The sequence below is a fragment of the Bacillus sp. FSL R5-0576 genome, assembly GCF_038004765.1.
Lineage (GTDB): Bacteria > Bacillota > Bacilli > Bacillales > Bacillaceae > Bacillus > Bacillus subtilis.
Genome location: NZ_JBBORU010000001.1, coordinates 2,767,020 through 2,790,185, shown reverse-complemented (window position 1 = coordinate 2,790,185; position 23,166 = coordinate 2,767,020). Strand labels below are relative to the sequence as shown.

Genomic DNA, 23,166 nt, shown 5'->3' with positions numbered 1-23,166 from the left:
AACAAACATGGCACAAATCATCAAAATTCATGATTATATATCGAGATATGAGCTTGATCCGTACCATTATATCAACCAGTTTGTACGTCTGAAAAAAGAGCGCTGGCTTTCACTAGTAGAAGCAGCGGAGCGCCAGCATGAAGAAAGGCAAGCCAGTGCTGAAGAACCGGAACCGGTGCAGAAACGAAAAAAATTTTCATTGAAAAGAAGAAAAGAAGAGATAAAAGCCGATATACAAGAAGAGAGACACCAATGGTTTGAGGACGAAGAAGATATTCATGTAAGGCTCCCGAAGAGCAGGGTGGCGCTTGCTTCTTTTTATAAAAGGCATTTATATGATTTTCAGCTCAAATGGGCAAGCTCTACTCTTTCAGAAATATCTCAACTCTCAAACCAAGTGAAGCAGGACCGCATTTTGCGTTATCTGACCCAGCAGCTGCCTGATTCTTATTTTATTATGTATAAGCCTGTGCTGAAAATTCAGCATGCGGCGGTTGAATTAAGCATTGTGATTATTTCTCCTCTGGAAATTTATTGCGTTTCTTTTTTAGAGGCTGAGGAAGACAGTGTCTACATAGGGTCTAAAAATCGTTTTTGGGACAAGAAAACAGCCTCTCAGACTGCATCAGTGTTAAATCCAGGGCTTAGCCTGTTTCGTACGGACTCGGTTGTGTCAAAGATCGTAAAGGAAAAACAGGCTGAGATTCCGGTTCGAAAATTGCTTCTGAGCAGAACGTCGTACATCGATTACCCGGAGCCGCCATACGGCTTAGAAATAGCGGATAAGCGGAGCGCGGAAGAATGGATTGAGCGGCAGAAGAAAAACACTGCTCCGATCAAACATCATCAGGTAAAGGCTGCAAAGGCTCTATTGTCTTACTGCATGTCTGACTCCTATCGCAGACAGGAGTGGCTGGAGTAAAAGAGAACGATTTGAGCGGTTTTCTCATAACATAAGCAGGTGAGAAAGATGAGCCATTGGTTTTTTATTATTAATCCGACAGCAGGACATCGAAACGGCCTGCGTGTTTGGAAGTCCATTCAAAAAGAATTGATCAAACGAAAGGTTGAGCACCGTTCATTTTTAACTGAACATCCGGGACACGCCGAGGTGCTCGCCAGACAGATTTCAACGATACAGGAATATAAGCTGAAGCGCCTGATCGTCATTGGCGGAGACGGAACCATGCATGAAGTTGTCAACGGGCTGAAAGATGTTGACGATATTGAGCTGAGCTTTGTGCCGGCGGGCGCGTATAATGATTTTTCGCGAGGGTTCTCTATTAAAAAAATCGATCTGATACAGGAAATCAAGAAGGTAAAGCGCCCGTTAACAAGAACCTTTCATTTAGGGAGCGTCAATTTCCTTCAGGATAAATCACAGATTCTTTATTTTATGAATCATATCGGGATCGGGTTTGACGCATATGTCAATAAAAAGGCGATGGAATTTCCGTTGAGACGGGTTTTTCTTTTTCTCCGCCTTCGATTTCTTGTGTATCCGCTTTCTCATTTGCACGCTTCGGCAACCTTTAAGCCGTTTACGTTAGCTTGTACGACGGAAGACGAGACGCGCGAATTTCATGATGTCTGGTTTGCCGTTGTATCCAACCATCCGTTTTACGGGGGAGGCATGAAGGCGGCGCCCCTAGCAAATCCGCGCGAGAAGACATTTGATATCGTAATCGTTGAAAACCAGCCGTTTTTGAAAAAATATTGGCTTTTATGTCTCATGGCATTTGGAAAACATACAAAGATGGATGGCGTTACGATGTTTAAAGCGAAGGACATTACATTTTACACGAAGGACAAAATCCCGTTCCATGCTGACGGAGAAATCATGGGCACTACCCCGTTTCGTCTGGCATCTAGTCCTTCACCCCTAAGAATCAAAACATAAACGTGTTTGGAGGAGAGAGCTTCCGATGGTCAGCATCCGCCGCAGCTTCGAAGCGTATGTCGATGACATGAATATCATTACTGTTCTGATTCCTGCTGAACAAAAGGAAATCATGACACCGCCGTTTCGGCTTGAGACAGAAATAACAGATTTTCCTCTGGCTGTCAGGGAGGAATACTCCCTTGAAGCAAAATACAAGTACGTCTGCGTATCCGACCATCCTGTGACATTTGGAAAAATCCATTGCGTCAGAGCATCCAGCGGCCACAAAACGGATCTCCAAATTGGCGCGGTCATCCGGACGGCAGCGTTTGATGACGAATTTTATTATGACGGAGAGCTGGGCGCCGTTTATACCGCGGATCATACCGTATTTAAAGTATGGGCGCCTGCTGCAACCTCAGCTGCTGTCAAGCTTTCACACCCCAATAAAAGCGGGCGCACATTCCAAATGACTCGGATGGAAAAAGGCGTCTATGCCGTTACGGTCACAGGTGACCTTCACGGATATGAGTATTTGTTTTGCATCTGCAACAATTCAGAATGGATGGAAACCGTTGACCCGTATGCCAAGGCTGTGACTGTAAATGGAGAGAAGGGCGTCGTCTTGCGCCCGGATCAAATGAAATGGACTGCTCCTCTTAAACCATTCTCACACCCTGTGGATGCCGTCATCTATGAGACGCATCTTCGTGACTTCTCCATCCATGAAAACAGCGGCATGATAAACAAGGGAAAATACTTAGCGCTGACGGAAACTGATACACAAACCGCAAATGGCAGTTCTTCGGGACTAGCGTATGTAAAAGAGCTTGGTGTTACACATGTGGAGCTTCTGCCGGTGAATGATTTTGCCGGAGTTGATGAAGAGAAGCCGCTTGATGCATACAATTGGGGATATAACCCGCTTCATTTCTTTGCCCCGGAGGGAAGCTATGCCTCAAACCCTCATGATCCTCAAACGAGAAAAACAGAGCTGAAACAAATGATCAATACCCTGCATCAGCACGGTCTGCGAGTCATTCTGGATGTTGTTTTTAACCATGTGTATAAGAGGGAGAATTCCCCCTTTGAAAAGACAGTGCCAGGTTATTTTTTCCGGCACGACGAATGTGGGATGCCGTCAAACGGCACCGGCGTTGGCAATGATATTGCATCAGAAAGAAGGATGGCAAGAAAATTCATTGCGGATTGCGTGGTCTATTGGCTTGAAGAATACAATGCCGACGGCTTCCGCTTTGATCTCCTCGGGATTTTAGATATTGACACCGTGCTTTATATGAAAGAGAAAGCAACTAAGGCAAAGCCCGGAATCCTGCTTTTTGGAGAAGGGTGGGATCTGTCTACACCGCTGCCGCATGAACAGAAAGCTGCTTTGGCGAACGCGCCAAGAATGCCGGGCATCGGTTTTTTTAATGATATGTTTCGTGACGCTGTAAAAGGGAACACCTTTCACCTTATGGCAGCAGGGTTTGCGCTCGGCAGCAGTGAATCAGCACAAGCTGTGATGCATGGAATTGCCGGGTCTTCCGGATGGAAGGCATTAGCACCGATTGTTCCGGAACCAAGCCAGTCCATCAATTATGTCGAATCACACGACAATCACACCTTTTGGGATAAAATGAGCTTCGCGCTTCCTCAAGAAAATGACAGCCGAAAGCGAAGCAGGCAAAGGCTTGCAGCCGCGATTATTTTGCTTGCCCAAGGGGTGCCGTTTATTCACAGCGGCCAGGAATTTTTCCGGACGAAGCAGGGAGTGGAAAACAGCTATCAATCCAGTGACAGCATCAACCAGCTCGACTGGGATCGCCGTGAAACATTCAAAGAAGATGTTCACTATATCCGCAGGCTGATCTCGCTGAGAAAAGCGCATCCTGCATTCCGTCTTAGGTCCGCTGCAGACATCCAGCGCCATCTTGAATGCTTGACGCTAAAAGAACACCTTATCGCATACAGGCTTTATGATCTTGACGAGGTTGACGAATGGAAAGATATCATTGTTATCCATCACGCGAGTCCAGACTCCGTCGAGTGGAGGCTGCCAAACGACATACCTTATCGGCTTTTATGTGATCCATCAGGATTTCAGGAAGACCCAACAGAAATCAAGAAAACGGTTGCAGTAAACGGCATCGGAACGGTTATCTTATATTTAGCATCAGATCTTAAGAGTTTTGCTTGACGAAGTTTGTGCTATAGCGCTAAAATTTAAAGGACGGCTATTGATTAGCATATGAGACTCTCAATAGCTGTCTTTTTTATTTTTATACGATTCGTACGAAAAAGGCATTCGCTGGATAGACTAGAGACGATTAGCCTTAATTCTAAAATATTTTAAGAAATGATGGGTTGAACATTGATATGAACTGGTTGGGACAATTACTAGGTAGCGATTGGGAGATCTTCCCCGCCGGAGGAGCTACAGGAGATGCATATTATGCGAAACATAACGGGCAGCAGCTTTTTTTAAAACGTAATAGCTCACCTTTTTTAGCTGTTTTATCCGCCGAAGGCATTGTTCCGAAGCTGGTTTGGACAAAACGGATGGAAAATGGGGACGTCATTACGGCCCAGCACTGGATGACCGGCAGAGAGCTGAAGCCTAAAGACATGAGCGGAAGGCCCGTTGCTGAATTGCTTCGTAAAATACACACATCAAAAGCCTTGCTGGACATGCTGAAGAGACTTGGAAAAGAACCGCTGAACCCGGGGGCTCTTTTGTCTCAGCTGAAGCAGGCTGTATTTGCTGTGCAGCAATCTTCGCCGCTGATTCAAGAAGGGATCAAGTATTTGGAAGAACACCTGCATGAAGTGCATTTCGGTGAGAAAGTCGTTTGCCATTGTGATGTCAATCATAATAACTGGCTATTGTCTGAAGACAACCAGCTGTATTTAATTGACTGGGACGGCGCCATGATCGCTGATCCGGCGATGGACCTCGGGCCTTTGCTGTACCACTACGTCGAAAAGCCAGCTTGGGAGAGCTGGCTGAGCATGTACGGCATAGAGCTGACAGAAAGCCTTCGGTTGCGAATGGCTTGGTATGTGTTATCTGAAACAATTACTTTCATTGCCTGGCATAAAGCAAAAGGCAATGACAAGGAATTTCATGATGCAATGGAAGAGCTGCATATCCTCATGAAACGAATTGTTGATTAATCAGGAATACGAATCCATTTGCTCTACCCATTGAGACAGGCTGTTCTGATGCTCTTGTATGTGTGAGTCGATGGATTTGGACGATATTCCTGATTGGCTGTAGCGGTAAACATCTTCAAGCACGTTTTTGAAATTTGAATCAAGCTCGGTGTTTGCCATCAGTGATTTAATCACACGCTCAAGCTGCTCGTACTCTGCGACTGTTCCGCAGCAGTCCAATTGATGGTCAGTCAAGATATCCTTCAATAAATGAACTTGATGCTCATAATGTAAACCCATAACGGTACACATCCCTTCAGTATCATACGGGTTAAATTGTTCAAAACAGAGCGTTTTTATACATGTGAAAGGAGTGTTCCAGCAGACGGGACCCTCTTTTTTTATGCGCTCGGCCTTAAGAGAGATACACTGGAAAAACGAGCTTGCGGGTCTTTTTAATTCATGGTATGTTGTTAGTCGAAATAATAGATAGAGGTGTCAATCATATGAGAATGCGCCACAAGCCTTGGGCTGATGACTTTTTGGCTGAAAACGCAGATATTGCCATCAGCAATCCTGCTGATTATAAAGGGAAATGGAACACAGTGTTTGGCAACGACAATCCGATCCATATCGAGGTTGGTACAGGAAAAGGCCAATTTATTTCTGGTATGGCCAAACAAAATCCCGACATCAATTATATTGGTATTGAGTTATTTAAAAGCGTCATCGTGACAGCCGTCCAAAAAGTAAAAGACAGCGAAGCGCAGAATGTAAAGCTTCTGAATATAGATGCGGACACGCTGACGGATGTGTTTGAGCCGGGGGAAGTGAAACGGGTCTACTTGAACTTTTCTGATCCTTGGCCGAAGAAACGGCATGAAAAACGCCGCCTGACATATTCCCACTTCCTCAAAAAATATGAAGAAGTAATGGGCAAAGGCGGATCGATTCATTTTAAAACGGACAACCGAGGTTTGTTTGAGTACTCTTTGAAGAGCTTCTCTGAGTACGGCCTCCTGCTGACATACGTCAGCCTCGATTTGCATAACAGCAATCTCGAAGGCAATATTATGACAGAATATGAAGAAAAATTCTCTGCACTCGGCCAGCCGATCTATCGGGCTGAGGTTGAATGGAGAACGTAAAGACAGACTCTGACAGGAGTCTGTTTTTTTTATGGGCCGTTTGCTACCATGATGACAGGGGGGATGAAAATGGAAACAATGAAGATTGGAAACATCACGTTGACCTGGCTTGACGGAGGCGTGACGCATATGGACGGAGGCGCCATGTTCGGCGTCGTTCCAAAGCCGCTATGGTCTAAAAAATATCCAGTCAATGAAAAAAACCAGATTGAACTAAGGACAGACCCTATTTTGATTCAAAAGGATGGGCTCAATATCATCGTTGACGCCGGAATTGGGTACGGCAAGCTGACTGATAAACAAAAACGAAACTATGGCGTGACACAAGAGTCGAATGTGAAACCATCATTAGCAGCACTCGGATTAACGGTTGCCGATATAGATGTGATCGCAATGACACACCTTCATTTTGATCATGCATGCGGTTTAACGGAATATGAAGGTGAACGGCTCGTCTCTGTCTTTCCGAATGCAGTGATTTATACATCAGCTGTTGAATGGGACGAAATGCGCCATCCGAATATCAGGTCGAAAAATACGTATTGGAAAGAAAATTGGGAGGCTGTAGCTGGCCAAGTCAAAACCTTTGAAGACACCTTAACGATCACAGAGGGTATTACAATGCATCACACCGGAGGCCATAGCGACGGACACAGCGTCCTGATATGCGAGGATGCGGGTGAAACTGCCGTACATATGGCAGATCTGATGCCGACACATGCCCACCGCAATCCGCTATGGGTGCTGGCTTACGATGATTATCCGATGACCTCTATCCCGCAAAAGCAGAAATGGCAGGCGTTCGCAGCAGAAAAAGACGCTTGGTTTATTTTTTACCATGATGCCGAGTATCGCGCCCTTCAATGGGAGGAGGACGGAAGCATCAAAAAGTCAGTTAAGCGAATGAAGCAATAGCATATTTTTATGTTTACCCTGCATGTTTTCCGGCTAATAATGCAAACCTAGTACTAATTATGCTCAGAAAGGAAGAGGCAGGGTGAAACAATTCAGAGTAACAAACGAAGGAGACATTCAAACAACATTAAGAGGCCTTGAAGTGCTCTCTGTTCCTTTTTTGAACAAAGGTGTTGCTTTTACTGAGGAAGAAAGAAAAGAACTTGGTTTAAAAGGCTTTCTGCCGCCCAAGGTATTAACAATTGATGATCAGGCGAAAAGAGCGTATGAACAATATTCCGCACAGCCTGACGATTTAAGCAAAAATGTCTATTTAACGGCGCTGCACGATCGGAATGAAACGCTGTTTTACCGCCTGTTAAATGACCATTTAGGGGAAATGCTCCCGATTGTCTACACACCGACAGTCGGAACGGCAATCCAGAGATACAGCCATGAATACAGAAAACCACGAGGGCTCTATCTGTCAATCGATGACCCGGACGGTATGAAAGAAGCATTTAAACAGTATAAAGATCAAAGTGATACGATTGATTTAATTGTTGCAACTGATGCGGAAGGAATTTTAGGAATCGGTGACTGGGGCGTCGGAGGAATCGCGATTTCTATTGGCAAGCTGGCGGTTTATACAGCGGCTGCGGGCATTGATCCGAGCAGAGTGCTGGCTGTTGTTTTAGATGCGGGGACAAATCAGGAGAGCCTCTTGAACGACCCGCTTTATGTCGGCAACCAGCATTCCAGAGTGCGCGGGGAACGTTATGACCAATTTATTGACGACTACGTTGCGCTGGCGAGAGAAACATTTCCGAATGCATTGCTGCATTGGGAGGATTTCGGGGCGAAAAACGCGCGAAGCATTTTGAAACGCTATAAAGATAAAGTGTGTACCTTCAATGATGATATCCAAGGAACTGGCGCTGTTTCTTTGGCCGCAGTCTTATCCTGTGCAAAAGCGTCTAAAGTTCCGCTGAGAGATCACAGAGTTGTTATATTCGGAGCGGGAACGGCAGGAATCGGAATTGCCGAACAGCTGCGGGAAGCATTGGTGCGCGAGGGACTGAGTGAAGAAGAATCATACAAGCGCTTCTGGTGCATAGACAGAAACGGGCTGTTAACAGATGATATGGATCAGCTTCTTGATTTCCAAAAGCCGTATGCCCGTTCGGCTGAAGAAGTGAAGGATTATCAGCGGAACGGAGACGGCGGAGGCATTGATCTTCTTGAAGTGGTCCGGCAGGCAAAACCCACGATCCTGATCGGCACATCTACGGTTTCCGGCGCTTTCACTGAAGAAATTGTAAAAGAAATGGCGTCACATGTGAAACGGCCGGCGATTTTGCCAATGTCAAATCCGACAACTCTTTCTGAAGCAAAGCCGGAGGATTTAATCGAATGGACAGAAGGCCGTGCGCTGATCACGACAGGAAGCCCGTTCCCGCCAGTTGAATATAACGGAGTTACGTATCATATCGGGCAGGCAAACAACGCGCTTGTCTTCCCTGGTCTCGGTCTTGGAACGATTGTTACCAAATCAAAATTAATTACCGACGGCATGTTTGAAGCATGTGCCCGGGCAATCGCAGGTATGGTCAATGTCGGGGTGCCTGGCGCGCCGATGCTTCCAAAAGTTGAAGATTTGCGCACTGTTTCGGCAACCGTTGCTGTTGAAGTTGCAAAAACCGCAATGAAGGAAGGCGTCGCTACGGAAGAGCCTGAAGACATTATACAGGCAGTGCAGGATGCGATGTGGTATCCGGTATACAAACCGATTCGCGCGATATAATAAAAAAGAGCCGCTGCGTAGGCAGCGGCTTCTATTTTTTGCTTGTCCGGTGTTAAGAGGCGATTGTATCAATGACATCAACAATTTCTCCCGTTTTCGCATCCACCATGACTTCATACTGTTCTAATTCTCCGAAAGCTGATCGTGTAATGCCGGTTTTGTATACCTGTACCGTTTCTCCGTTAATATTGTAGGGCTCCGGCTGGGTATAAATCCATGATCCGTCAATCGGGCCCCGCTGCTTAAAAGCAGACTTTACAATTCGAAGCGCTTTTTCTGAAGAAATATAAGGCTTCATCACATATTGTTTCACAACGACAGCCGTACAAATTCCAAGTCCTGCTCCTAAAAGAAGATGACGCAATTTCAAAATAAAGCACCTCCTGGTTGATCGTACTTTTCATTATACAGAAACAGCCAAATCCTGTTAAGCAATACGCGGCTGATCGAGCAGATTCGGTCAGGGTGCTTGGAAAACTTCATTGTTTCTAATAAAATAAAAGGACTACATAGAAATGAGGGGAAAACATGAATCAAGAAACGAAAGCGCTTTTCCAAACACTGACGCAGCTTCCCGGCGCGCCGGGCAATGAGCATCAGGTTCGTGCTTTTATGAAGCAGGAGCTAGCCAAATATGCCGATGACATCGTTCAGGACAGACTGGGAAGTGTTTTCGGAGTCAGACGAGGCGCAGAGGACGCACCGAGAATTATGGTAGCCGGGCACATGGACGAAGTCGGCTTCATGGTGACATCCATTACAGACAACGGGCTGCTCAGATTCCAGACGCTCGGAGGCTGGTGGAGCCAAGTTTTGCTTGCGCAGCGGGTTGAAATTCAAACAGATAACGGGCCGGTTCCGGGTGTGATTTCAAGCATACCGCCGCATTTATTGACAGATGCGCAGCGAAACCGTCCGATGGATATCAAGAACATGATGATCGACATTGGAGCGGATGATAAGGAAGACGCCATCAAAATCGGCATTAGACCGGGACAGCAGATCGTGCCTGTTTGTCCGTTTACGACGATGGCGAATGAAAAGAAAATTTTATCAAAAGCATGGGATAACAGATATGGATGCGGCTTAAGCATTGAACTTCTGAAGGAATTACACGGTAAAGAGCTTCCGAATACACTCTATGCGGGTGCAACGGTTCAGGAAGAAGTAGGGCTAAGGGGCGCGCAGACGGCTTCTCATATGATTAAACCGGACTTGTTTTTCGCCCTTGACGCCAGCCCGGCAAACGATATGAGCGGAGACAAAAATGAATTCGGCCAGCTTGGAAAAGGCTTTTTGCTGCGCATTCTTGACAGAACGACAGTCATGCATCGCGGAATGAGGGAATTCGTTCTTGATATGGCTGAAACGCATGATATTCCATATCAATATTTTGTATCCGGCGGGGGAACAGACGCAGGCAAGGTTCATATTTCGAACAGCGGTGTGCCGTCAGCGGTTATCGGAATATGTTCCCGCTATATTCATACAAACGCTTCTATCATTCATATTGATGATTATGCTGCTGCTAAAGAAATGCTCATCAAACTTGTAACAGCCTGCGATAAGCAGACAGTGGATGCGATTAAAGAAAATATGTAGGTTTCATAAAAGCTTGTTGAACGAGCAGTAAGCCCGGATCGACAAGCTTTTTTCCTATTCTGTTTCAAATAGATAGGAAAGGGCCTTAATGGCTTGGTTAACGGTTTCAACCGTAATATTCGCTTTATTGGAAAGCTCTTTTAAAGGATGGTGGAGCGATTCCGGCCGGATGATAATCAGGGGTTTTCCTTTTGCGATCGCATATGATGCATCCATTGCCGTGTTCCACTGTTTGTACTTTTCGCCAAACAGGGCGATCACAAAGTCTGCTTTATTCATCAGGACGGCGGTTCTGAAGTTGTTGATGTCAGAGGCTTTGTCATCCTTTAAAACGGCATTTGGCTGTACGCCCATAATTTCTTCACCAATATTGTCTGAGCGGTCATGATTCTCCATCGGGCCAACAAACGTAATCGGGAGCTTCAGTGATTTTGTTTTTTCTTTAATTTCCTCGCGCCAATTGCTGTGGATTTCTCCTGCTAAATAGACGATAAACTCCATAATAAAAATCCCTCCTTATGTATATCCATCTGTAAATTTCACCCTCATGTACACGATGTTAAACGAAACGAGCTTGATAATGCAAATAAAATATGATAATGATAATGGGAAAGCCAATCTTACATATTCATTCGTTGCATATAAGTGGTTTTGCCTCAAGCAGTTTGGTATGATCCAAATGGACGAGTATCGATAAAAAACATGTAAGAACATAAACAACTGGAGGGATATGAAATGAAAAAAATTGAATCAACTCAAGAGCTGGAAAAAGCGGTAAAGGATGATTGGTCTGTATTTATGTTTTCAGCCGATTGGTGCCCGGATTGCCGTTTTGTAGAGCCTTTCCTGCCTGAACTGGAAGCGAATTTCCCTGAATTCACCTACTACTACGTAGACCGTGACAAATTCATTGATACATGTGCAGAGTGGGAAATTTACGGAATCCCAAGCTTTGTGGTGTTTAATGAAGGAAAAGAAGTAAATCGTTTTGTGAGCAAAGACCGCAAAACAAAAGAAGAAATTGAACAGTTTTTAACAGACTCTCTCGCTAAAGCGTAAAGGAGGACATCGGTTTGAAAATGACCTCAAGGAAGCTGTCAGATATACTGAAACAGCGCCTTCAGCACGAGAATCGCTCCTTTCTGTTTGACAGAGAAAAAGACACCCTCCGTGTTGAGGATCAAACGACTAAAAAAGGGATTACGCTCGATTTGCCGCCGATTATTGCAAAATGGGAACTGAAAAAAGACGAAGCCATTGATGAGATCGTGTACTATGTCTCCGAAGCGATGACGGCAATGGAAGGGAAGGCTCAGGAAATGACCGGGAAAGAAACTCGCATTTATCCGGTCATCCGCTCGACTTCCTTCCCGGACAAGTCCAGCGAAGATATCCCGCTCATTTATGACGATCATACCGCAGAGACAAGAATTTATTACGCGCTAGATCTCGGGAAAACCTACCGTTTAATTGACCAGCGCATGCTTGAGAAAGAAAACTGGACAAAAGAGAGGATCAGAGAGACGGCCGCATTTAATCTCCGTTCCCTGCCGACGGTTGTCAAAGAGGATACGGTTGCCGGCAATTACTTTTATTTCTTCAGGGCAAACGACGGATACGACGCAAGCCGGATTTTGAACGAAGCGATCTTAAATGAATATAAGCAGCATGCAGAAGGTGAGCTGGCGATCTCTGTTCCTCATCAGGACGTTTTGATTCTTGCTGACATCCGGAATGAATCGGGGTATGATATTCTAGGACAAATGTCGATGAGCTTCTTTGCAGGCGGCACCGTCCCGATTACCGCCCTTTCATTTTTGTACAATGAAGGAAAGCTGGAACCGGTGTTTATCCTGGCGAAAAGCCGTCCGAAAAAGGATTAGAAAGGATTTTTATTTATGAACGCTTTTTATAATAAAGAAGGTGTGGGAGACACGCTCCTGATCTCTCTTCAAGATGTGACACGCGAACAATTAGGCTATGAAAAACACGGCGACGTCGTCAAAATTTTCAATAACGAAACAAAAGAAACAACGGGCTTCAACATTTTCAACGCGTCTTCTTACTTGACCATTGATGAAAACGGCCCTGTTGCGCTCTCAGAAACATTCGTGCAAGATGTGAATGAGATTTTAAACAGAAACGGCGTTGAAGAAACATTAGTCGTTGATTTATCTCCGAAGTTTGTTGTGGGGTATGTAGAGTCAAAAGAAAAACATCCGAATGCGGATAAATTAAGCGTATGTAAAGTCAACGTAGGAGAAGAAACGCTTCAGATCGTCTGCGGCGCGCCTAACGTTGACCAAGGCCAAAAAGTTGTCGTTGCCAAAGTCGGTGCTGTGATGCCTAGCGGACTTGTCATTAAGGATGCAGAGCTTCGCGGCGTTCCGTCAAGCGGGATGATCTGCTCAGCGAAAGAGCTTGATTTGCCGGATGCCCCTGCTGAAAAAGGAATCCTTGTGTTAGAAGGAGACTATGAGGCGGGAGACGCATTTCAGTTTTAGACTCCCATAAATCCGCCAAAAAAAACGAATCATGTGAAAAGCCGCTAAGCCCTTGTTTAGCGGCTTTGTTTCTGCTGATAGCTTAATCTTTTCTGGGCCGACCAGCAGTGGTATACTAAAAACCGTCCCAGAAAACTATAAGGGAGTTAGAGATAAATTATGAGTTGGCTTCATAAATTTTTTGATTTGTTTTTAGGCGAAAGCGAAGAGGATGCTGAACGGGAGACAAAACCCGCTCAAATTCCGCAGCAACAAGAAGTACATCATCCTGAAGGACAATTAAAAAGATTGGAAGATCCTAAAATATATTATGAATATCCAAAAGGCAAATTCCGTTTTCCAGTCGTGCCTGACGGATACAAAAATCATGACCTGAGAAGGCGCCGCACACCATCGGACGAACCGAAATCCGCGCCTCGTCCAAGTGCTGCACCTTACAGAGAGCGTCCCAGAAATGAAGAAGAGCAGCATACATATCAAGCAGCAGAGCCGGCGAAGAAACCGTTTAAACCGACAAATATCCCTTCGCCTGTCTATGGATTCAATCAAAAACCATCTGTTAAAAAGGATGTGCCGAAAAAGCCTTCTGAAACATTGAACGAACCGGATAAATCGGTAAAAGAGAAGGTAACACTGCTGTCAGAAGAGATCGAACGTGAACGCGGCTATCCTGCTTCAGACACACACAAAAAAGAAAGTCCTTTCTTCCCGGATACCCAATTTAAAAAACAGCCTTCTGGCGTTTTAAACAGAAAGGATACGGAGCATGATGAGGCGCTGGCGAAACGGCCAGCCGAGCCGTCAGGTAACAGAGTGCCATTTGAGTCAGGCGTTCAACAGCCGGAAAAAGAGGAGCCTTTCTTCCCAACTGAACATGCCGAAGAGCAAACACCGCCTGAGATGCTCACAGATACGGCGGCTGAAGGGCTTTCAGACAGTGAAGTAGGCCGCGAAGAGCCTGCAACGGCTGAGGAAGAACAAAGGGAGCAGCAGTCAGAGACATTTGAAGAGCCTGTTTTCTCCGCTGAACTTGATGAAGAGCAAACAGCTCCTGAATCTCAGACAGAGGCAATATCTGAGGATGAAAAAGCAAAAGAGCCGTCAGACAGCCCAGTATACAATCATCATGAAAACGTGGCGGAAGGTGCTGAGTCCCCGTTCGTTCAAGAAGAACAAATGGACATTCGTCAGGAAGAGCCTTTATTTACTGATCATGAGTATTCATCAGAGGCTCTGGCTCCAGCAGAAACTGTGGCAAAAGAATCAGAAGAGCCATCAGACAGCATAATAAATAATCATTATGACATCCTGAGAGAGGCTCAGGAAACGAAGATAGATGTTCAGCCAGACAGCCATACAGAGCTTGGGAAAACTGAACACATGGAGCAGGGTTCCAAATCGTTTACTGCAACTCTTGAAAACCGGCAGGGAATTCGCGCAGACAAACCTCGCGAAGCTTCAGAAGAGCCGAAAAAAAGGCCTGGTGTACAGGCGAAAAGGACCGAACAAAGCGCATCTTCTCAAAAAGGGCCATCCGTTCCTTTTAATGTGATGATGCTGAAAAGAGATACGCATAAACAGCAAAAAGCAGAGGAGCGCCGCGGCAGCTATGTATTTCCGAATGTTGCACTGCTTGATGTCCCGCCAGCGCAGGTTCAAGATGATGCTGCGTGGATCGAAGAACAGCGTCAGCTTCTTGATTTGACCTTGAAAAACTTCAATGTCCGCGCCAATGTGGTCCATGTAACCCAGGGTCCGTCTGTCACGAGATTTGAAGTGCATCCTGAACCGGGTGTAAAGGTGAATAAAATCACCAACTTGTCCGATGATATTAAACTCAGTCTCTCAGCGAGAGATATTCGGATTGAAGCGCCGATTCCGGGGAAAAACACGATCGGAATTGAAGTGCCGAACCGCACGAGCAAGGTGGTTGATTTGCGCCAAATGATTCGCAGCTCAGCTTTCAGGACAAGCAAGTCACCGCTCACAGCTGCGCTGGGATTAGATATTTCAGGAAATCCTGTTGTTATCGACTTGAAGAAAATGCCGCATGGCTTGATTGCCGGCGCTACAGGCTCCGGAAAAAGCGTATGCATCAATACAATATTAGTCAGCCTGCTTTATAAAGCTGACCCGAGTGAGGTAAAGGTGCTGCTGATTGATCCGAAAATGGTAGAGCTGGCCCCTTACAATAAAATTCCTCACCTCGTCAGCCCGGTCATTACTGACGCCAAAGCGGCTACCGCTGCTTTAAAATGGGTTGTTGAGGAAATGGAGCGCCGCTATGAGCTTTTTGCCCATTCAGGTGTCCGCGACATTGACCGCTTTAATCAATTAACCGCTGAACACCAAATGGGTGAAAAGCTGCCATATTTAGTTGTCATTATTGATGAGCTAGCAGATTTGATGATGGTGGCTCCAAACGATGTGGAAGAAAGCATTGCGCGGATCGCCCAAAAAGCCAGAGCGTGCGGTATCCATCTTCTCGTCGCAACTCAGCGTCCGTCAGTCGATGTCATAACAGGCCTGATTAAGGCGAATATCCCGACGAGAATCGCCTTTTCTGTCTCAAGCCAGGTTGATTCCCGAACAATTATTGACATAGCCGGTGCAGAAAAGCTTCTCGGAAAAGGGGATATGCTCTTTTTGGAAAACGGATCGGGAAAACCGGTCCGTCTGCAAGGTAACTTTGTGTCAGACCGGGAAATCGACCGCGTCGTTTCCCACGTCAGAAGCCAAATGCCGCCGACCTATTTATTTGAACAAGAAGAGCTCGTAAGACAAGGATCAGCCCTGAAAGAAGAGGACGAACTGTTTTACGAAGCGTGTGAGTTTGTTGTAGAGCAAAACAGTGCGAGCACTTCAAGCCTGCAAAGAAGATTCAGAATCGGTTACAATCGTGCGGCAAGGCTGATCGACATGATGGAAGCGGAAGGCATGATCTCTGAGGCAAAAGGAAGCAAGCCTCGAGAGGTGCTGATCACAGCAAGTGATTTAATAAACGAATAATATGGGTTCATTTTCACACCAAACATGGTATGATAGTGTTTAGAGCATTTAACAGCTATGCCGCTTTACAGCAGCTGTGCATAGACAAATCTTGATATCTGGGTTTAATCGGAAAGAAATAACCTGATACTAAACATAACAAAACATATAAAATACGCCGCTAAGGGAGGCTTTTCAGCCGCCGCGGTCGCAAATTGAAATGAGCGTCATATACTGGGGAACAGATAGACGTTTGTTGGAGGTACAATTATGACTGTTTATCATTTTGTTGGAATAAAAGGGACCGGTATGAGTCCGCTTGCCCAAATACTTCATGATAATGGATATACTGTCCAAGGATCGGATATCGAAAAATTTATTTTTACGCAAACAGCGCTTGAAAAAAGAAATATTACGATTCTTCCTTTTAGCGCGGAAAATATTAAACCCGGCATGACAGTCATCGCCGGAAACGCATTCCCAGACACGCATCCTGAAATAGAAAAAGCGATGTCTGAGGGAATTCCGGTGATACGTTATCATAAGTTTTTAGGCGACTACATGAAAAAATTCACGAGTGTTGCCGTTACGGGCGCACACGGCAAAACGTCGACTACGGGTCTGCTGGCTCACGTGATCCAAAACGCAAAACCGACGTCTTTCTTAATCGGAGACGGAACAGGCCAGGGAAATGAAAACAGCGAATACTTTGTGTTTGAAGCGTGCGAATACCGCCGCCATTTCTTAAGCTATCAGCCAGATTATGCGATTATGACGAATATTGATTTTGATCACCCTGATTACTTCTCAAGCATTGACGATGTATTTGACGCTTTCCAAGAGATGGCTCTTCAAGTCAACAAAGGCATTATTGCCTGCGGAGACGATGAGCATCTGCCGAAAATCCATGCGAACGTCCCGGTTGTGTATTACGGCACGGGGGAAGAAAATGATTTTCAAGCCAGAAACATCGTAAAAAGCACGGAAGGGACAACTTTTGATGTCTTTGTCCGCAATACGTTCTATGATACGTTTTATATTCCTGCGTACGGCCACCACAATGTATTAAACTCATTGGCGGTCATTGCGTTATGCCATTATGAAGAAATTGATTCCAGCATCATTAAGCATGCTCTCAAATCCTTTGGGGGCGTCAAACGCAGATTCAATGAGAAGCAGCTTGGGGATCAAGTGCTGATCGATGACTATGCTCATCATCCGACAGAAATAAAAGTGACAATTGAGGCGGCAAGACAGAAATATCCTGATCGGGAAATTGTCGCGGTATTCCAGCCTCATACATTTACGCGGACGCAGCAGTTCCTTGACGAATTTGCAGAAAGCCTGAGCGGCGCTGACTGTGTGTATTTATGCGATATTTTCGGCTCAGCCCGTGAGAATGCCGGAAAGCTGACGATCGGCGATCTCCAGGGAAAAATTCATAATGCCAAGCTGATTGAAGAAGATGACACATCTGTTTTAAAAGCTCATGATAAAGCCGTTCTCATCTTCATGGGAGCAGGAGATATCCAAAAATATATGAGAGCCTACGAAAACGTCATGGCATAATAAAAAGCAGTGATCTCACTGCTTTTTATTTATCTGATGGAAAAGCTTATTAAAGGATTTTCTTACATAACGGAGAATAGTATGTATACAGCCCAGTACACATGTTTATGATTGAAGAAAACGGGTAAACAGCAGTATATCCTGCAGCAAGGAGGTTTGAGATGATTATTATTCTTTATTTAAGCGTTGCACTCATCGCAGTTGCATTTCTCGTATTAGTGATCTACTTGTCTAAAACATTGAAGTCATTGCAGCTGACACTAAAAAACGTCGCATCCACTCTTGAAGGGCTGGAGGGACAAATGAAGGGCATCACAACTGAAACAGCCGAGCTTTTACATAAGACCAACCGCCTGGCTGAAGATATTCAGGAAAAATCAGAAAAGCTGAACACGGTCGTTCATGCTGTTCAAGGAGTGGGAGCTTCTGTACAGCAGTTCAATACATCCATGAAACAAGCGGCAGGGTCTGTATCGGCATCAGTTAGAGAAAATCAAGATAAGATCAATCAAGTTGTCACATGGAGTCAAGCAGCAATGGAAATTTGGGAGAAATGGAAGCAAAAGAAAAAATCAGCCCTATAAGAGAAAAAAATACTAAGAGGAGGAATAATGATGAGCAAAGATGGAATTAATAGTAAAGATTTTTTAATCGGAACTTTAATCGGGGGAATCATCGGTGCCACTACAGCTCTTTTTCTAGCGCCTAAATCAGGCAAAGAACTTCGCGACGATCTCGGCAGCCAGGCTGTTGCTTTACGGGACAAAACTGATAAAATGACGGCAGATGCGAAGGAAAAAGGCACGCAATATGTCAGCATCGCAAAAGACAAAACTTCCAATATCACACAGCTTGTAGCGGATCAGTCTGGGCAGATCATGAACAAGGTAAAGGATTTAAGAGACCGTTCCAAATCTGACAAAACGGATTCATCGACTGCAATGCAGGATATGAGGGAAGAAGCGATGCAGGCAGCCGATGAAACAAAAGATCAAGTCCTCCAGACGAAAGAAGATGTAAAAGACGAACTGAAAGATGCACAAAAACAGGCTGAGCAGTTGAATCGCTGAGCAGGGAAGGAAGAGCTTGAGTCATGGCTAAACAGCTTATTCAATCTGAGGAAGAATTTAAACGGATTGCAGAACAGGAAGGCGCTTTCGTCTTCTTTAAACACAGCACCACATGCCCGATCAGCCAGGCAGCATTTCATGAGTTTGATGCCTTTGCAAATCAGCATGAGGATGTGCCGGCTTACTATCTTCAAGTACAAGAAGCCCGGCCGCTGTCCAATTTCATTGCAGAAACATATGGGGTCAAGCATGAAAGCCCTCAGGTATTCATCATCCAGAACGGTGAAGTGAAATGGCATACCTCACATTCACAAATTACAGAAGCCGCTATTGAGCAGCATTTGTCATAGAAAAAAGCGTCCAGATAACATCTGGCGCTTTTTTTTGTAAAAAACCCTTGAACATTGCCCTCACATCATGTAGGATAGCTTCATAGATTACTTTATCACTTAAAAGCGTTTGGGTAATAAAGTAGAGTTTTTATAAAATTTTTTGTATTTCAGTATTTCCATTTGGAATTACTTATAGTAAGATGCATGATAACTACAAAATAAAAAATGAATGTGCAGGGAAAGGATGAAAAAAATGAGCAACACAGAGTTAGAGCTTTTAAGGCAGAAAGCAGACGAATTAAACCTACAAATTTTAAAACTAATCAACGAACGCGGAAATGTTGTAAAAGAGATCGGTAAAGCGAAGGAAGCACAGGGTGTCAACCGATTTGACCCTGTCAGAGAACGCACAATGTTAAACAATATCATTGAAAACAATGACGGGCCGTTCGAAAATTCAACCATCCAGCACATTTTTAAAGAGATATTCAAAGCCGGTTTAGAGCTTCAGGAAGAAGATCACAGCAAAGCGCTGCTTGTCTCCCGCAAGAAAAAACCTGAAGATACAATTGTTGATATCAAAGGCGAAAAAATCGGAGACGGCCAGCAAAGATTCATTGTAGGCCCATGTGCGGTAGAGAGCTATGAGCAGGTAGCTGAAGTCGCTGCAGCTGCGAAAAAACAAGGGATTAAAATTTTGCGCGGTGGAGCCTTTAAGCCTCGTACGAGCCCATACGATTTCCAAGGGCTTGGTGTTGAAGGCCTTCAAATTTTAAAACGTGTAGCGGATGAATTTGATCTGGCGGTTATCAGTGAAATCGTAACTCCGGCTCATATCGAAGAAGCGCTGGACTACATTGATGTCATTCAAATCGGAGCGCGCAACATGCAAAACTTCGAATTGCTGAAAGCGGCCGGCGCCGTGAAAAAGCCAGTGCTTCTGAAGCGCGGTCTTGCTGCAACGATCTCTGAATTCATCAATGCTGCTGAATACATCATGTCACAAGGAAATGACCAAATTATCCTTTGTGAGCGCGGAATCAGAACATATGAAACAGCAACGAGAAACACGCTGGATATTTCAGCTGTGCCGATTTTGAAACAAGAAACGCATTTGCCAGTCTTTGTTGATGTTACGCATTCAACAGGCCGCCGTGACCTCTTGCTTCCGACAGCTAAAGCCGCTTTAGCGATCGGTGCAGATGGCGTAATGGCTGAGGTTCACCCTGATCCGTCGGTCGCACTTTCTGACTCTGCTCAGCAAATGGCGATTCCTGAATTCGAAAAATGGCTGAATGAACTGAAGCCAATGGTGAAAGTCAACGCTTAATTGAACAATCCAAAAGGCCGCGCCTGCGGCCTTTTTTTATGCTTTCTCGTTTATTTAGTTATAAAAACCAAGTATACGTTTTCATCATCTATAAAAACGTGTATAATTTCATGAGAAGTAATTAAATTTGATGAATAATGAAAAATAATGTACACTACTGACTTACGCTTACAAATCATAAACGACATAAATTCGGACATTATGACATTTCTCTACATAAAGTGTTTATGCTATAGATAAGGATAAGTGTATCCAGTAAAAGGAGTGGTTTTAGGATGAGCAATATTACGATCTACGATGTAGCGAGAGAAGCTAATGTAAGCATGGCAACCGTTTCCCGTGTCGTGAACGGCAACCCGAATGTAAAACCGACAACGAGGAAAAAAGTCTTGGAAGCCATTGAACGTCTCGGTTACCGTCCAAACGCGGTGGCAAGAGGGCTGGCAAGTAAAAAAACAACAACTGTAGGTGTCATCATTCCCGATATCTCAAGCATTTTCTATTCAGAGCTTGCACGCGGAATTGAAGATATCGCGACAATGTATAAATACAATATTATTTTGAGCAACTCTGACCAAAACATGGAGAAAGAGCTGCACTTGTTAAACACAATGCTCGGCAAACAAGTGGACGGCATCGTGTTTATGGGCGGAAACATTACGGACGAGCATGTGGCGGAATTTAAGCGTTCCCCAGTGCCGATTGTACTTGCCGCTTCTGTAGAAGAGCAGGAGGAAACACCGTCAGTCGCTATCGATTACGAACAGGCGATTTATGATGCTGTGAAGCTTTTGGTTGATAAAGGACATACAGACATCGCATTCGTTTCCGGACCAATGGCAGAACCGATCAACCGTTCAAAAAAACTCCAAGGCTACAAACGTGCGCTTGAAGAAGCGAACCTTCCGTTTAATGAACAATTTGTAGCTGAAGGGGATTACACATATGATTCCGGACTCGAAGCACTGCAGCATCTGATGAGCCTGGATAAAAAACCGACAGCCATTCTTTCTGCAACTGATGAAATGGCACTCGGCATTATCCATGCCGCTCAGGATCAGGGCTTATCCATTCCGGAGGATCTCGACATTATCGGTTTTGATAATACAAGATTAAGCCTCATGGTTCGTCCGCAGCTTTCAACAGTTGTTCAGCCGACATATGATATCGGCGCCGTTGCGATGAGACTGCTGACGAAGCTCATGAATAAAGAGCCGGTTGAAGAGCATATCGTCGAACTGCCGCACCGTATAGAGCTTAGAAAGTCAACCAAGTCATAAGAAAAACAAAGAGCAAGCTTCACCTTTATGGTGAATTCTTGCTTTTTTCATGGGGAGAAATGATGAAACGTTTTGATTATCTTACACCTGTTGGATTTGTGTTAGGAACGATTATTATTGTTATCGGGATTATTTCGGGATCTGGAGTAAGCGGTTTCCGCTCTTTTCTTGATCTGACCTCTTTCTTCATCGTAACAGGGGGACTTTGCGCCGCTGTTTTTATCAGTTTTCCGCCAAGAGAGCTGAAAAAAGCGCCCTCTGTGTTAAAGCAGGCATTCATCCGCCAGGAAAACAATGTGAAAGATCTTGTGAAAACCTTTGTTTCCCTTTCCGATCACGCGCGAAAACACGGGCTTTTATCATTGGATGATCAGGCTCGGGAAATCAAAGATCCATTCTTGAAAAAAGGGCTGCTTTTAGCGATTGACGGCTGGGATGAAGAAACGATTCGGCTCGTCATGGATTCAGAAATCGCAGCAATGGAGGAACGGCACCGAAAAGGGCGGCGAGTTTTTGAAAAAGCGGGAGAATTCGCTCCGGCGTGGGGAATGATCGGAACACTCGTCGGGCTTGTGCTGATGCTTAAAAACTTAAATGACCCGCATATGCTCGGACCAAACATGGCCATTGCGCTTCTGACGACTTTATATGGTTCATTACTGGCAAATATGGTCTTCAACCCGATCGCGGCTAAGCTTGAAGAGAAAACAGAAAGTGAAATTTTTATCAAGCAGGTAATGGTGGAAGGGATTATCGGTGTTCAATCCGGAAAAAACCCGCGCAACCTTGAAAGCCAGCTGGTCGTTTTCAGCTCACGGGAAGAATGGCAGAAGCAGCCAAAACAAGTAAAAACAAAAAAGGGATCTGTACATGAAGCTTAGAAGAGAACGTTTTGAAAGAAGGAATGGAAGCGGAAAAAACAGTCAATCTTCATCCAGCTGGATGGTAACCTTTACAGATTTGATCACCTTGATCCTTGTGTTCTTTATTTTACTCTTTTCGATGTCCCAAATCGATCTGCAAAAATTTAAAGCGGCAGTGGACTCGATCCAGAAGGAAGGCAACGGGCTTCAGCCGGACCAAACATCCATAGAAAAAAAGAATACATCCCCATCTGATACGAAGAAGCAAGAGGATCAGCAGGATCAGCTTCTCAAGAAAGTAAATACATATATAAAAGACAATCATTTAAAGGCCCAAATGACAGCCAAACGGGATGAACGCGGTGTCGTGCTCGTTCTTCAGGAGGCTGTGCTGTTTGATACAGGTGAGGCAAAGGTGCTGAAAAATGCCGAAACACTTCTTCACCAAATTGCCGTTCTTCTTCAAACAATTCCAAATGACATTCAGGTGGAGGGGCATACAGACAGCCGAAACATTTCGACATACCGATACCCGTCGAACTGGGAGCTATCAGCAGCACGGGCAAGTGGAGTGATTCAATACTTCACGTCTAAAGAGAAGCTTCCCTCCAAGCGCTTTATTGCTGTCGGTTATGCGGATACAAAGCCGGTGAAGGATAACAAGACAAATGAACACATGAAGGAAAATCGGCGTGTGGAAATAGTGATCAAAAAATCAAAAACGACCTCTTCGTAAAGGTCGTT

Annotated in this window: 24 protein-coding genes; 21 read left to right on the top strand and 3 right to left on the bottom strand. The window is 44.9% G+C overall.

The window, feature by feature from the left end:
• Positions 1-7 precede the first annotated feature (7 nt).
• The 4 genes from NX903_RS14350 (at position 8) to NX903_RS14335 (ending at position 5,059) form a co-directional block, all read left to right on the top strand.
• Positions 8-922, top strand: coding sequence for a hypothetical protein (locus NX903_RS14350; RefSeq protein ID WP_086344207.1), 915 nt, complete (start codon positions 8-10; stop codon positions 920-922).
• A gap of 48 nt (positions 923-970) precedes the next feature.
• Complete coding sequence (locus NX903_RS14345) at positions 971-1,900, top strand: diacylglycerol kinase family lipid kinase (RefSeq protein ID WP_003229243.1); 930 nt, start codon at positions 971-973, stop codon at positions 1,898-1,900.
• A 25-nt stretch (positions 1,901-1,925) separates the two neighbouring features.
• Positions 1,926-4,082 (top strand): type I pullulanase, encoded by a 2,157-nt coding sequence (pulA, locus tag NX903_RS14340; protein ID WP_086344206.1) that lies wholly within the window; start codon positions 1,926-1,928, stop codon positions 4,080-4,082.
• Positions 4,083-4,261: 179 nt separating this feature from the next.
• Positions 4,262-5,059: a phosphotransferase family protein gene (locus NX903_RS14335; protein WP_009967993.1), complete on the top strand. Its 798-nt coding sequence runs from the start codon at positions 4,262-4,264 to the stop codon at positions 5,057-5,059.
• Here NX903_RS14335 and NX903_RS14330 read toward each other — a convergent pair whose 3' ends face one another.
• Positions 5,060-5,338 carry a YtzH-like family protein gene (locus NX903_RS14330; protein WP_003237926.1) on the bottom strand — a complete coding sequence of 93 codons (279 nt, stop codon included), beginning with the start codon at positions 5,336-5,338 and terminating at the stop codon, positions 5,060-5,062. It abuts the gene before it with no gap.
• A gap of 206 nt (positions 5,339-5,544) precedes the next feature.
• Here NX903_RS14330 and trmB point away from each other — a divergent pair, with 206 nt between their 5' ends.
• The 3 genes from trmB to NX903_RS14315 all read left to right on the top strand — a co-directional run bounded on the left by trmB (position 5,545) and on the right by NX903_RS14315 (position 8,884).
• Positions 5,545-6,186 carry a tRNA (guanosine(46)-N7)-methyltransferase TrmB gene (trmB, locus tag NX903_RS14325; RefSeq protein WP_004398646.1) on the top strand — a complete coding sequence of 214 codons (642 nt, stop codon included), beginning with the start codon at positions 5,545-5,547 and terminating at the stop codon, positions 6,184-6,186.
• 69 nt (positions 6,187-6,255) lie between these two features.
• On the top strand, positions 6,256-7,101 hold the full coding sequence (locus tag NX903_RS14320) for a YtnP family quorum-quenching lactonase (RefSeq protein WP_024572201.1): 846 nt from the start codon (positions 6,256-6,258) through the stop codon (positions 7,099-7,101).
• Positions 7,102-7,183: 82 nt separating this feature from the next.
• Positions 7,184-8,884 (top strand): NAD-dependent malic enzyme, encoded by a 1,701-nt coding sequence (locus tag NX903_RS14315; RefSeq protein WP_086344205.1) that lies wholly within the window; start codon positions 7,184-7,186, stop codon positions 8,882-8,884.
• Positions 8,885-8,936: 52 nt separating this feature from the next.
• Here the strand turns inward: NX903_RS14315 and NX903_RS14310 are convergent, their stop codons facing one another.
• Complete coding sequence (locus NX903_RS14310; RefSeq protein WP_014477682.1) at positions 8,937-9,254, bottom strand: PepSY domain-containing protein; 318 nt, start codon at positions 9,252-9,254, stop codon at positions 8,937-8,939.
• A 158-nt stretch (positions 9,255-9,412) separates the two neighbouring features.
• On the opposite strand from NX903_RS14310, the gene NX903_RS14305 reads away from it, so the two are divergent.
• On the top strand, positions 9,413-10,486 hold the full coding sequence (locus NX903_RS14305; RefSeq protein ID WP_015251442.1) for a M42 family metallopeptidase: 1,074 nt from the start codon (positions 9,413-9,415) through the stop codon (positions 10,484-10,486).
• 54 nt (positions 10,487-10,540) lie between these two features.
• On the opposite strand, the gene NX903_RS14300 is transcribed toward NX903_RS14305, so the two are convergent.
• A complete protein-coding gene (locus NX903_RS14300; RefSeq protein WP_003229263.1) occupies positions 10,541-10,987 on the bottom strand; it encodes a YtoQ family protein in 447 nt (148 codons plus the stop codon).
• 79 nt (positions 10,988-11,066) lie between these two features.
• On the opposite strand from NX903_RS14300, the gene NX903_RS14295 reads away from it, so the two are divergent.
• The 13 genes from NX903_RS14295 (at position 11,067) to motS (ending at position 23,158) form a co-directional block, all read left to right on the top strand.
• Positions 11,067-11,183 carry a hypothetical protein gene (locus tag NX903_RS14295; protein ID WP_004399150.1) on the top strand — a complete coding sequence of 39 codons (117 nt, stop codon included), beginning with the start codon at positions 11,067-11,069 and terminating at the stop codon, positions 11,181-11,183.
• A 38-nt stretch (positions 11,184-11,221) separates the two neighbouring features.
• Positions 11,222-11,545, top strand: a complete 324-nt coding sequence (locus NX903_RS14290) for a thioredoxin family protein (RefSeq protein ID WP_003229265.1) — start codon at positions 11,222-11,224, stop codon at positions 11,543-11,545.
• 14 nt (positions 11,546-11,559) lie between these two features.
• A complete protein-coding gene (locus tag NX903_RS14285) occupies positions 11,560-12,369 on the top strand; it encodes a DUF1444 domain-containing protein (RefSeq protein WP_009967991.1) in 810 nt (269 codons plus the stop codon).
• Positions 12,370-12,384: 15 nt separating this feature from the next.
• Positions 12,385-12,990, top strand: a complete 606-nt coding sequence (gene ytpR, locus NX903_RS14280; protein WP_003229269.1) for a YtpR family tRNA-binding protein — start codon at positions 12,385-12,387, stop codon at positions 12,988-12,990.
• Between the two features lie 159 nt (positions 12,991-13,149).
• On the top strand, positions 13,150-15,999 hold the full coding sequence (gene sftA, locus NX903_RS14275) for a DNA translocase SftA (protein ID WP_144486737.1): 2,850 nt from the start codon (positions 13,150-13,152) through the stop codon (positions 15,997-15,999).
• Between the two features lie 249 nt (positions 16,000-16,248).
• Complete coding sequence (gene murC / locus NX903_RS14270; RefSeq protein ID WP_003229274.1) at positions 16,249-17,547, top strand: UDP-N-acetylmuramate--L-alanine ligase; 1,299 nt, start codon at positions 16,249-16,251, stop codon at positions 17,545-17,547.
• Between the two features lie 161 nt (positions 17,548-17,708).
• Positions 17,709-18,131, top strand: coding sequence for a DUF948 domain-containing protein (locus NX903_RS14265; RefSeq protein WP_003229276.1), 423 nt, complete (start codon positions 17,709-17,711; stop codon positions 18,129-18,131).
• Between the two features lie 30 nt (positions 18,132-18,161).
• Entirely contained in the window at positions 18,162-18,617 is a 456-nt protein-coding gene (locus tag NX903_RS14260) for a YtxH domain-containing protein (protein ID WP_004398549.1), read from the top strand.
• 23 nt (positions 18,618-18,640) lie between these two features.
• Complete coding sequence (gene ytxJ / locus NX903_RS14255) at positions 18,641-18,967, top strand: bacillithiol system redox-active protein YtxJ (protein WP_014665009.1); 327 nt, start codon at positions 18,641-18,643, stop codon at positions 18,965-18,967.
• 235 nt (positions 18,968-19,202) lie between these two features.
• Positions 19,203-20,279 (top strand): bifunctional 3-deoxy-7-phosphoheptulonate synthase/chorismate mutase, encoded by a 1,077-nt coding sequence (locus tag NX903_RS14250; protein WP_003223454.1) that lies wholly within the window; start codon positions 19,203-19,205, stop codon positions 20,277-20,279.
• Positions 20,280-20,554: 275 nt separating this feature from the next.
• Complete coding sequence (gene ccpA / locus NX903_RS14245; protein WP_003229285.1) at positions 20,555-21,559, top strand: catabolite control protein A; 1,005 nt, start codon at positions 20,555-20,557, stop codon at positions 21,557-21,559.
• 62 nt (positions 21,560-21,621) lie between these two features.
• Entirely contained in the window at positions 21,622-22,440 is an 819-nt protein-coding gene (motP, locus tag NX903_RS14240) for a flagellar motor protein MotP (RefSeq protein ID WP_077671509.1), read from the top strand.
• Complete coding sequence (motS, locus tag NX903_RS14235) at positions 22,430-23,158, top strand: flagellar motor protein MotS (RefSeq protein ID WP_003229290.1); 729 nt, start codon at positions 22,430-22,432, stop codon at positions 23,156-23,158. The genes motP and motS overlap by 11 nt, the downstream gene beginning before the upstream one ends.
• Positions 23,159-23,166 lie beyond the last annotated feature (8 nt).

Coding starts and splice junctions, on each gene's coding strand:
- NX903_RS14260 (WP_004398549.1), top strand. CDS start 18,162: ATGAGCAAAGATGGAATTAATAGTAAAGATTTTTTAATCGGAACTTTA.
- NX903_RS14305 (WP_015251442.1), top strand. CDS start 9,413: ATGAATCAAGAAACGAAAGCGCTTTTCCAAACACTGACGCAGCTTCCC.
- trmB (WP_004398646.1), top strand. CDS start 5,545: ATGAGAATGCGCCACAAGCCTTGGGCTGATGACTTTTTGGCTGAAAAC.
- ytxJ (WP_014665009.1), top strand. CDS start 18,641: ATGGCTAAACAGCTTATTCAATCTGAGGAAGAATTTAAACGGATTGCA.
- motP (WP_077671509.1), top strand. CDS start 21,622: ATGAAACGTTTTGATTATCTTACACCTGTTGGATTTGTGTTAGGAACG.
- NX903_RS14345 (WP_003229243.1), top strand. CDS start 971: ATGAGCCATTGGTTTTTTATTATTAATCCGACAGCAGGACATCGAAAC.
- NX903_RS14290 (WP_003229265.1), top strand. CDS start 11,222: ATGAAAAAAATTGAATCAACTCAAGAGCTGGAAAAAGCGGTAAAGGAT.
- NX903_RS14265 (WP_003229276.1), top strand. CDS start 17,709: ATGATTATTATTCTTTATTTAAGCGTTGCACTCATCGCAGTTGCATTT.
- NX903_RS14250 (WP_003223454.1), top strand. CDS start 19,203: ATGAGCAACACAGAGTTAGAGCTTTTAAGGCAGAAAGCAGACGAATTA.
- NX903_RS14330 (WP_003237926.1), bottom strand. CDS start 5,338: ATGGGTTTACATTATGAGCATCAAGTTCATTTATTGAAGGATATCTTG.
- NX903_RS14335 (WP_009967993.1), top strand. CDS start 4,262: ATGAACTGGTTGGGACAATTACTAGGTAGCGATTGGGAGATCTTCCCC.
- murC (WP_003229274.1), top strand. CDS start 16,249: ATGACTGTTTATCATTTTGTTGGAATAAAAGGGACCGGTATGAGTCCG.
- NX903_RS14295 (WP_004399150.1), top strand. CDS start 11,067: ATGCAAATAAAATATGATAATGATAATGGGAAAGCCAATCTTACATAT.
- NX903_RS14350 (WP_086344207.1), top strand. CDS start 8: ATGGCACAAATCATCAAAATTCATGATTATATATCGAGATATGAGCTT.
- pulA (WP_086344206.1), top strand. CDS start 1,926: ATGGTCAGCATCCGCCGCAGCTTCGAAGCGTATGTCGATGACATGAAT.
- motS (WP_003229290.1), top strand. CDS start 22,430: ATGAAGCTTAGAAGAGAACGTTTTGAAAGAAGGAATGGAAGCGGAAAA.
- NX903_RS14300 (WP_003229263.1), bottom strand. CDS start 10,987: ATGGAGTTTATCGTCTATTTAGCAGGAGAAATCCACAGCAATTGGCGC.
- sftA (WP_144486737.1), top strand. CDS start 13,150: ATGAGTTGGCTTCATAAATTTTTTGATTTGTTTTTAGGCGAAAGCGAA.
- ccpA (WP_003229285.1), top strand. CDS start 20,555: ATGAGCAATATTACGATCTACGATGTAGCGAGAGAAGCTAATGTAAGC.
- ytpR (WP_003229269.1), top strand. CDS start 12,385: ATGAACGCTTTTTATAATAAAGAAGGTGTGGGAGACACGCTCCTGATC.
- NX903_RS14320 (WP_024572201.1), top strand. CDS start 6,256: ATGGAAACAATGAAGATTGGAAACATCACGTTGACCTGGCTTGACGGA.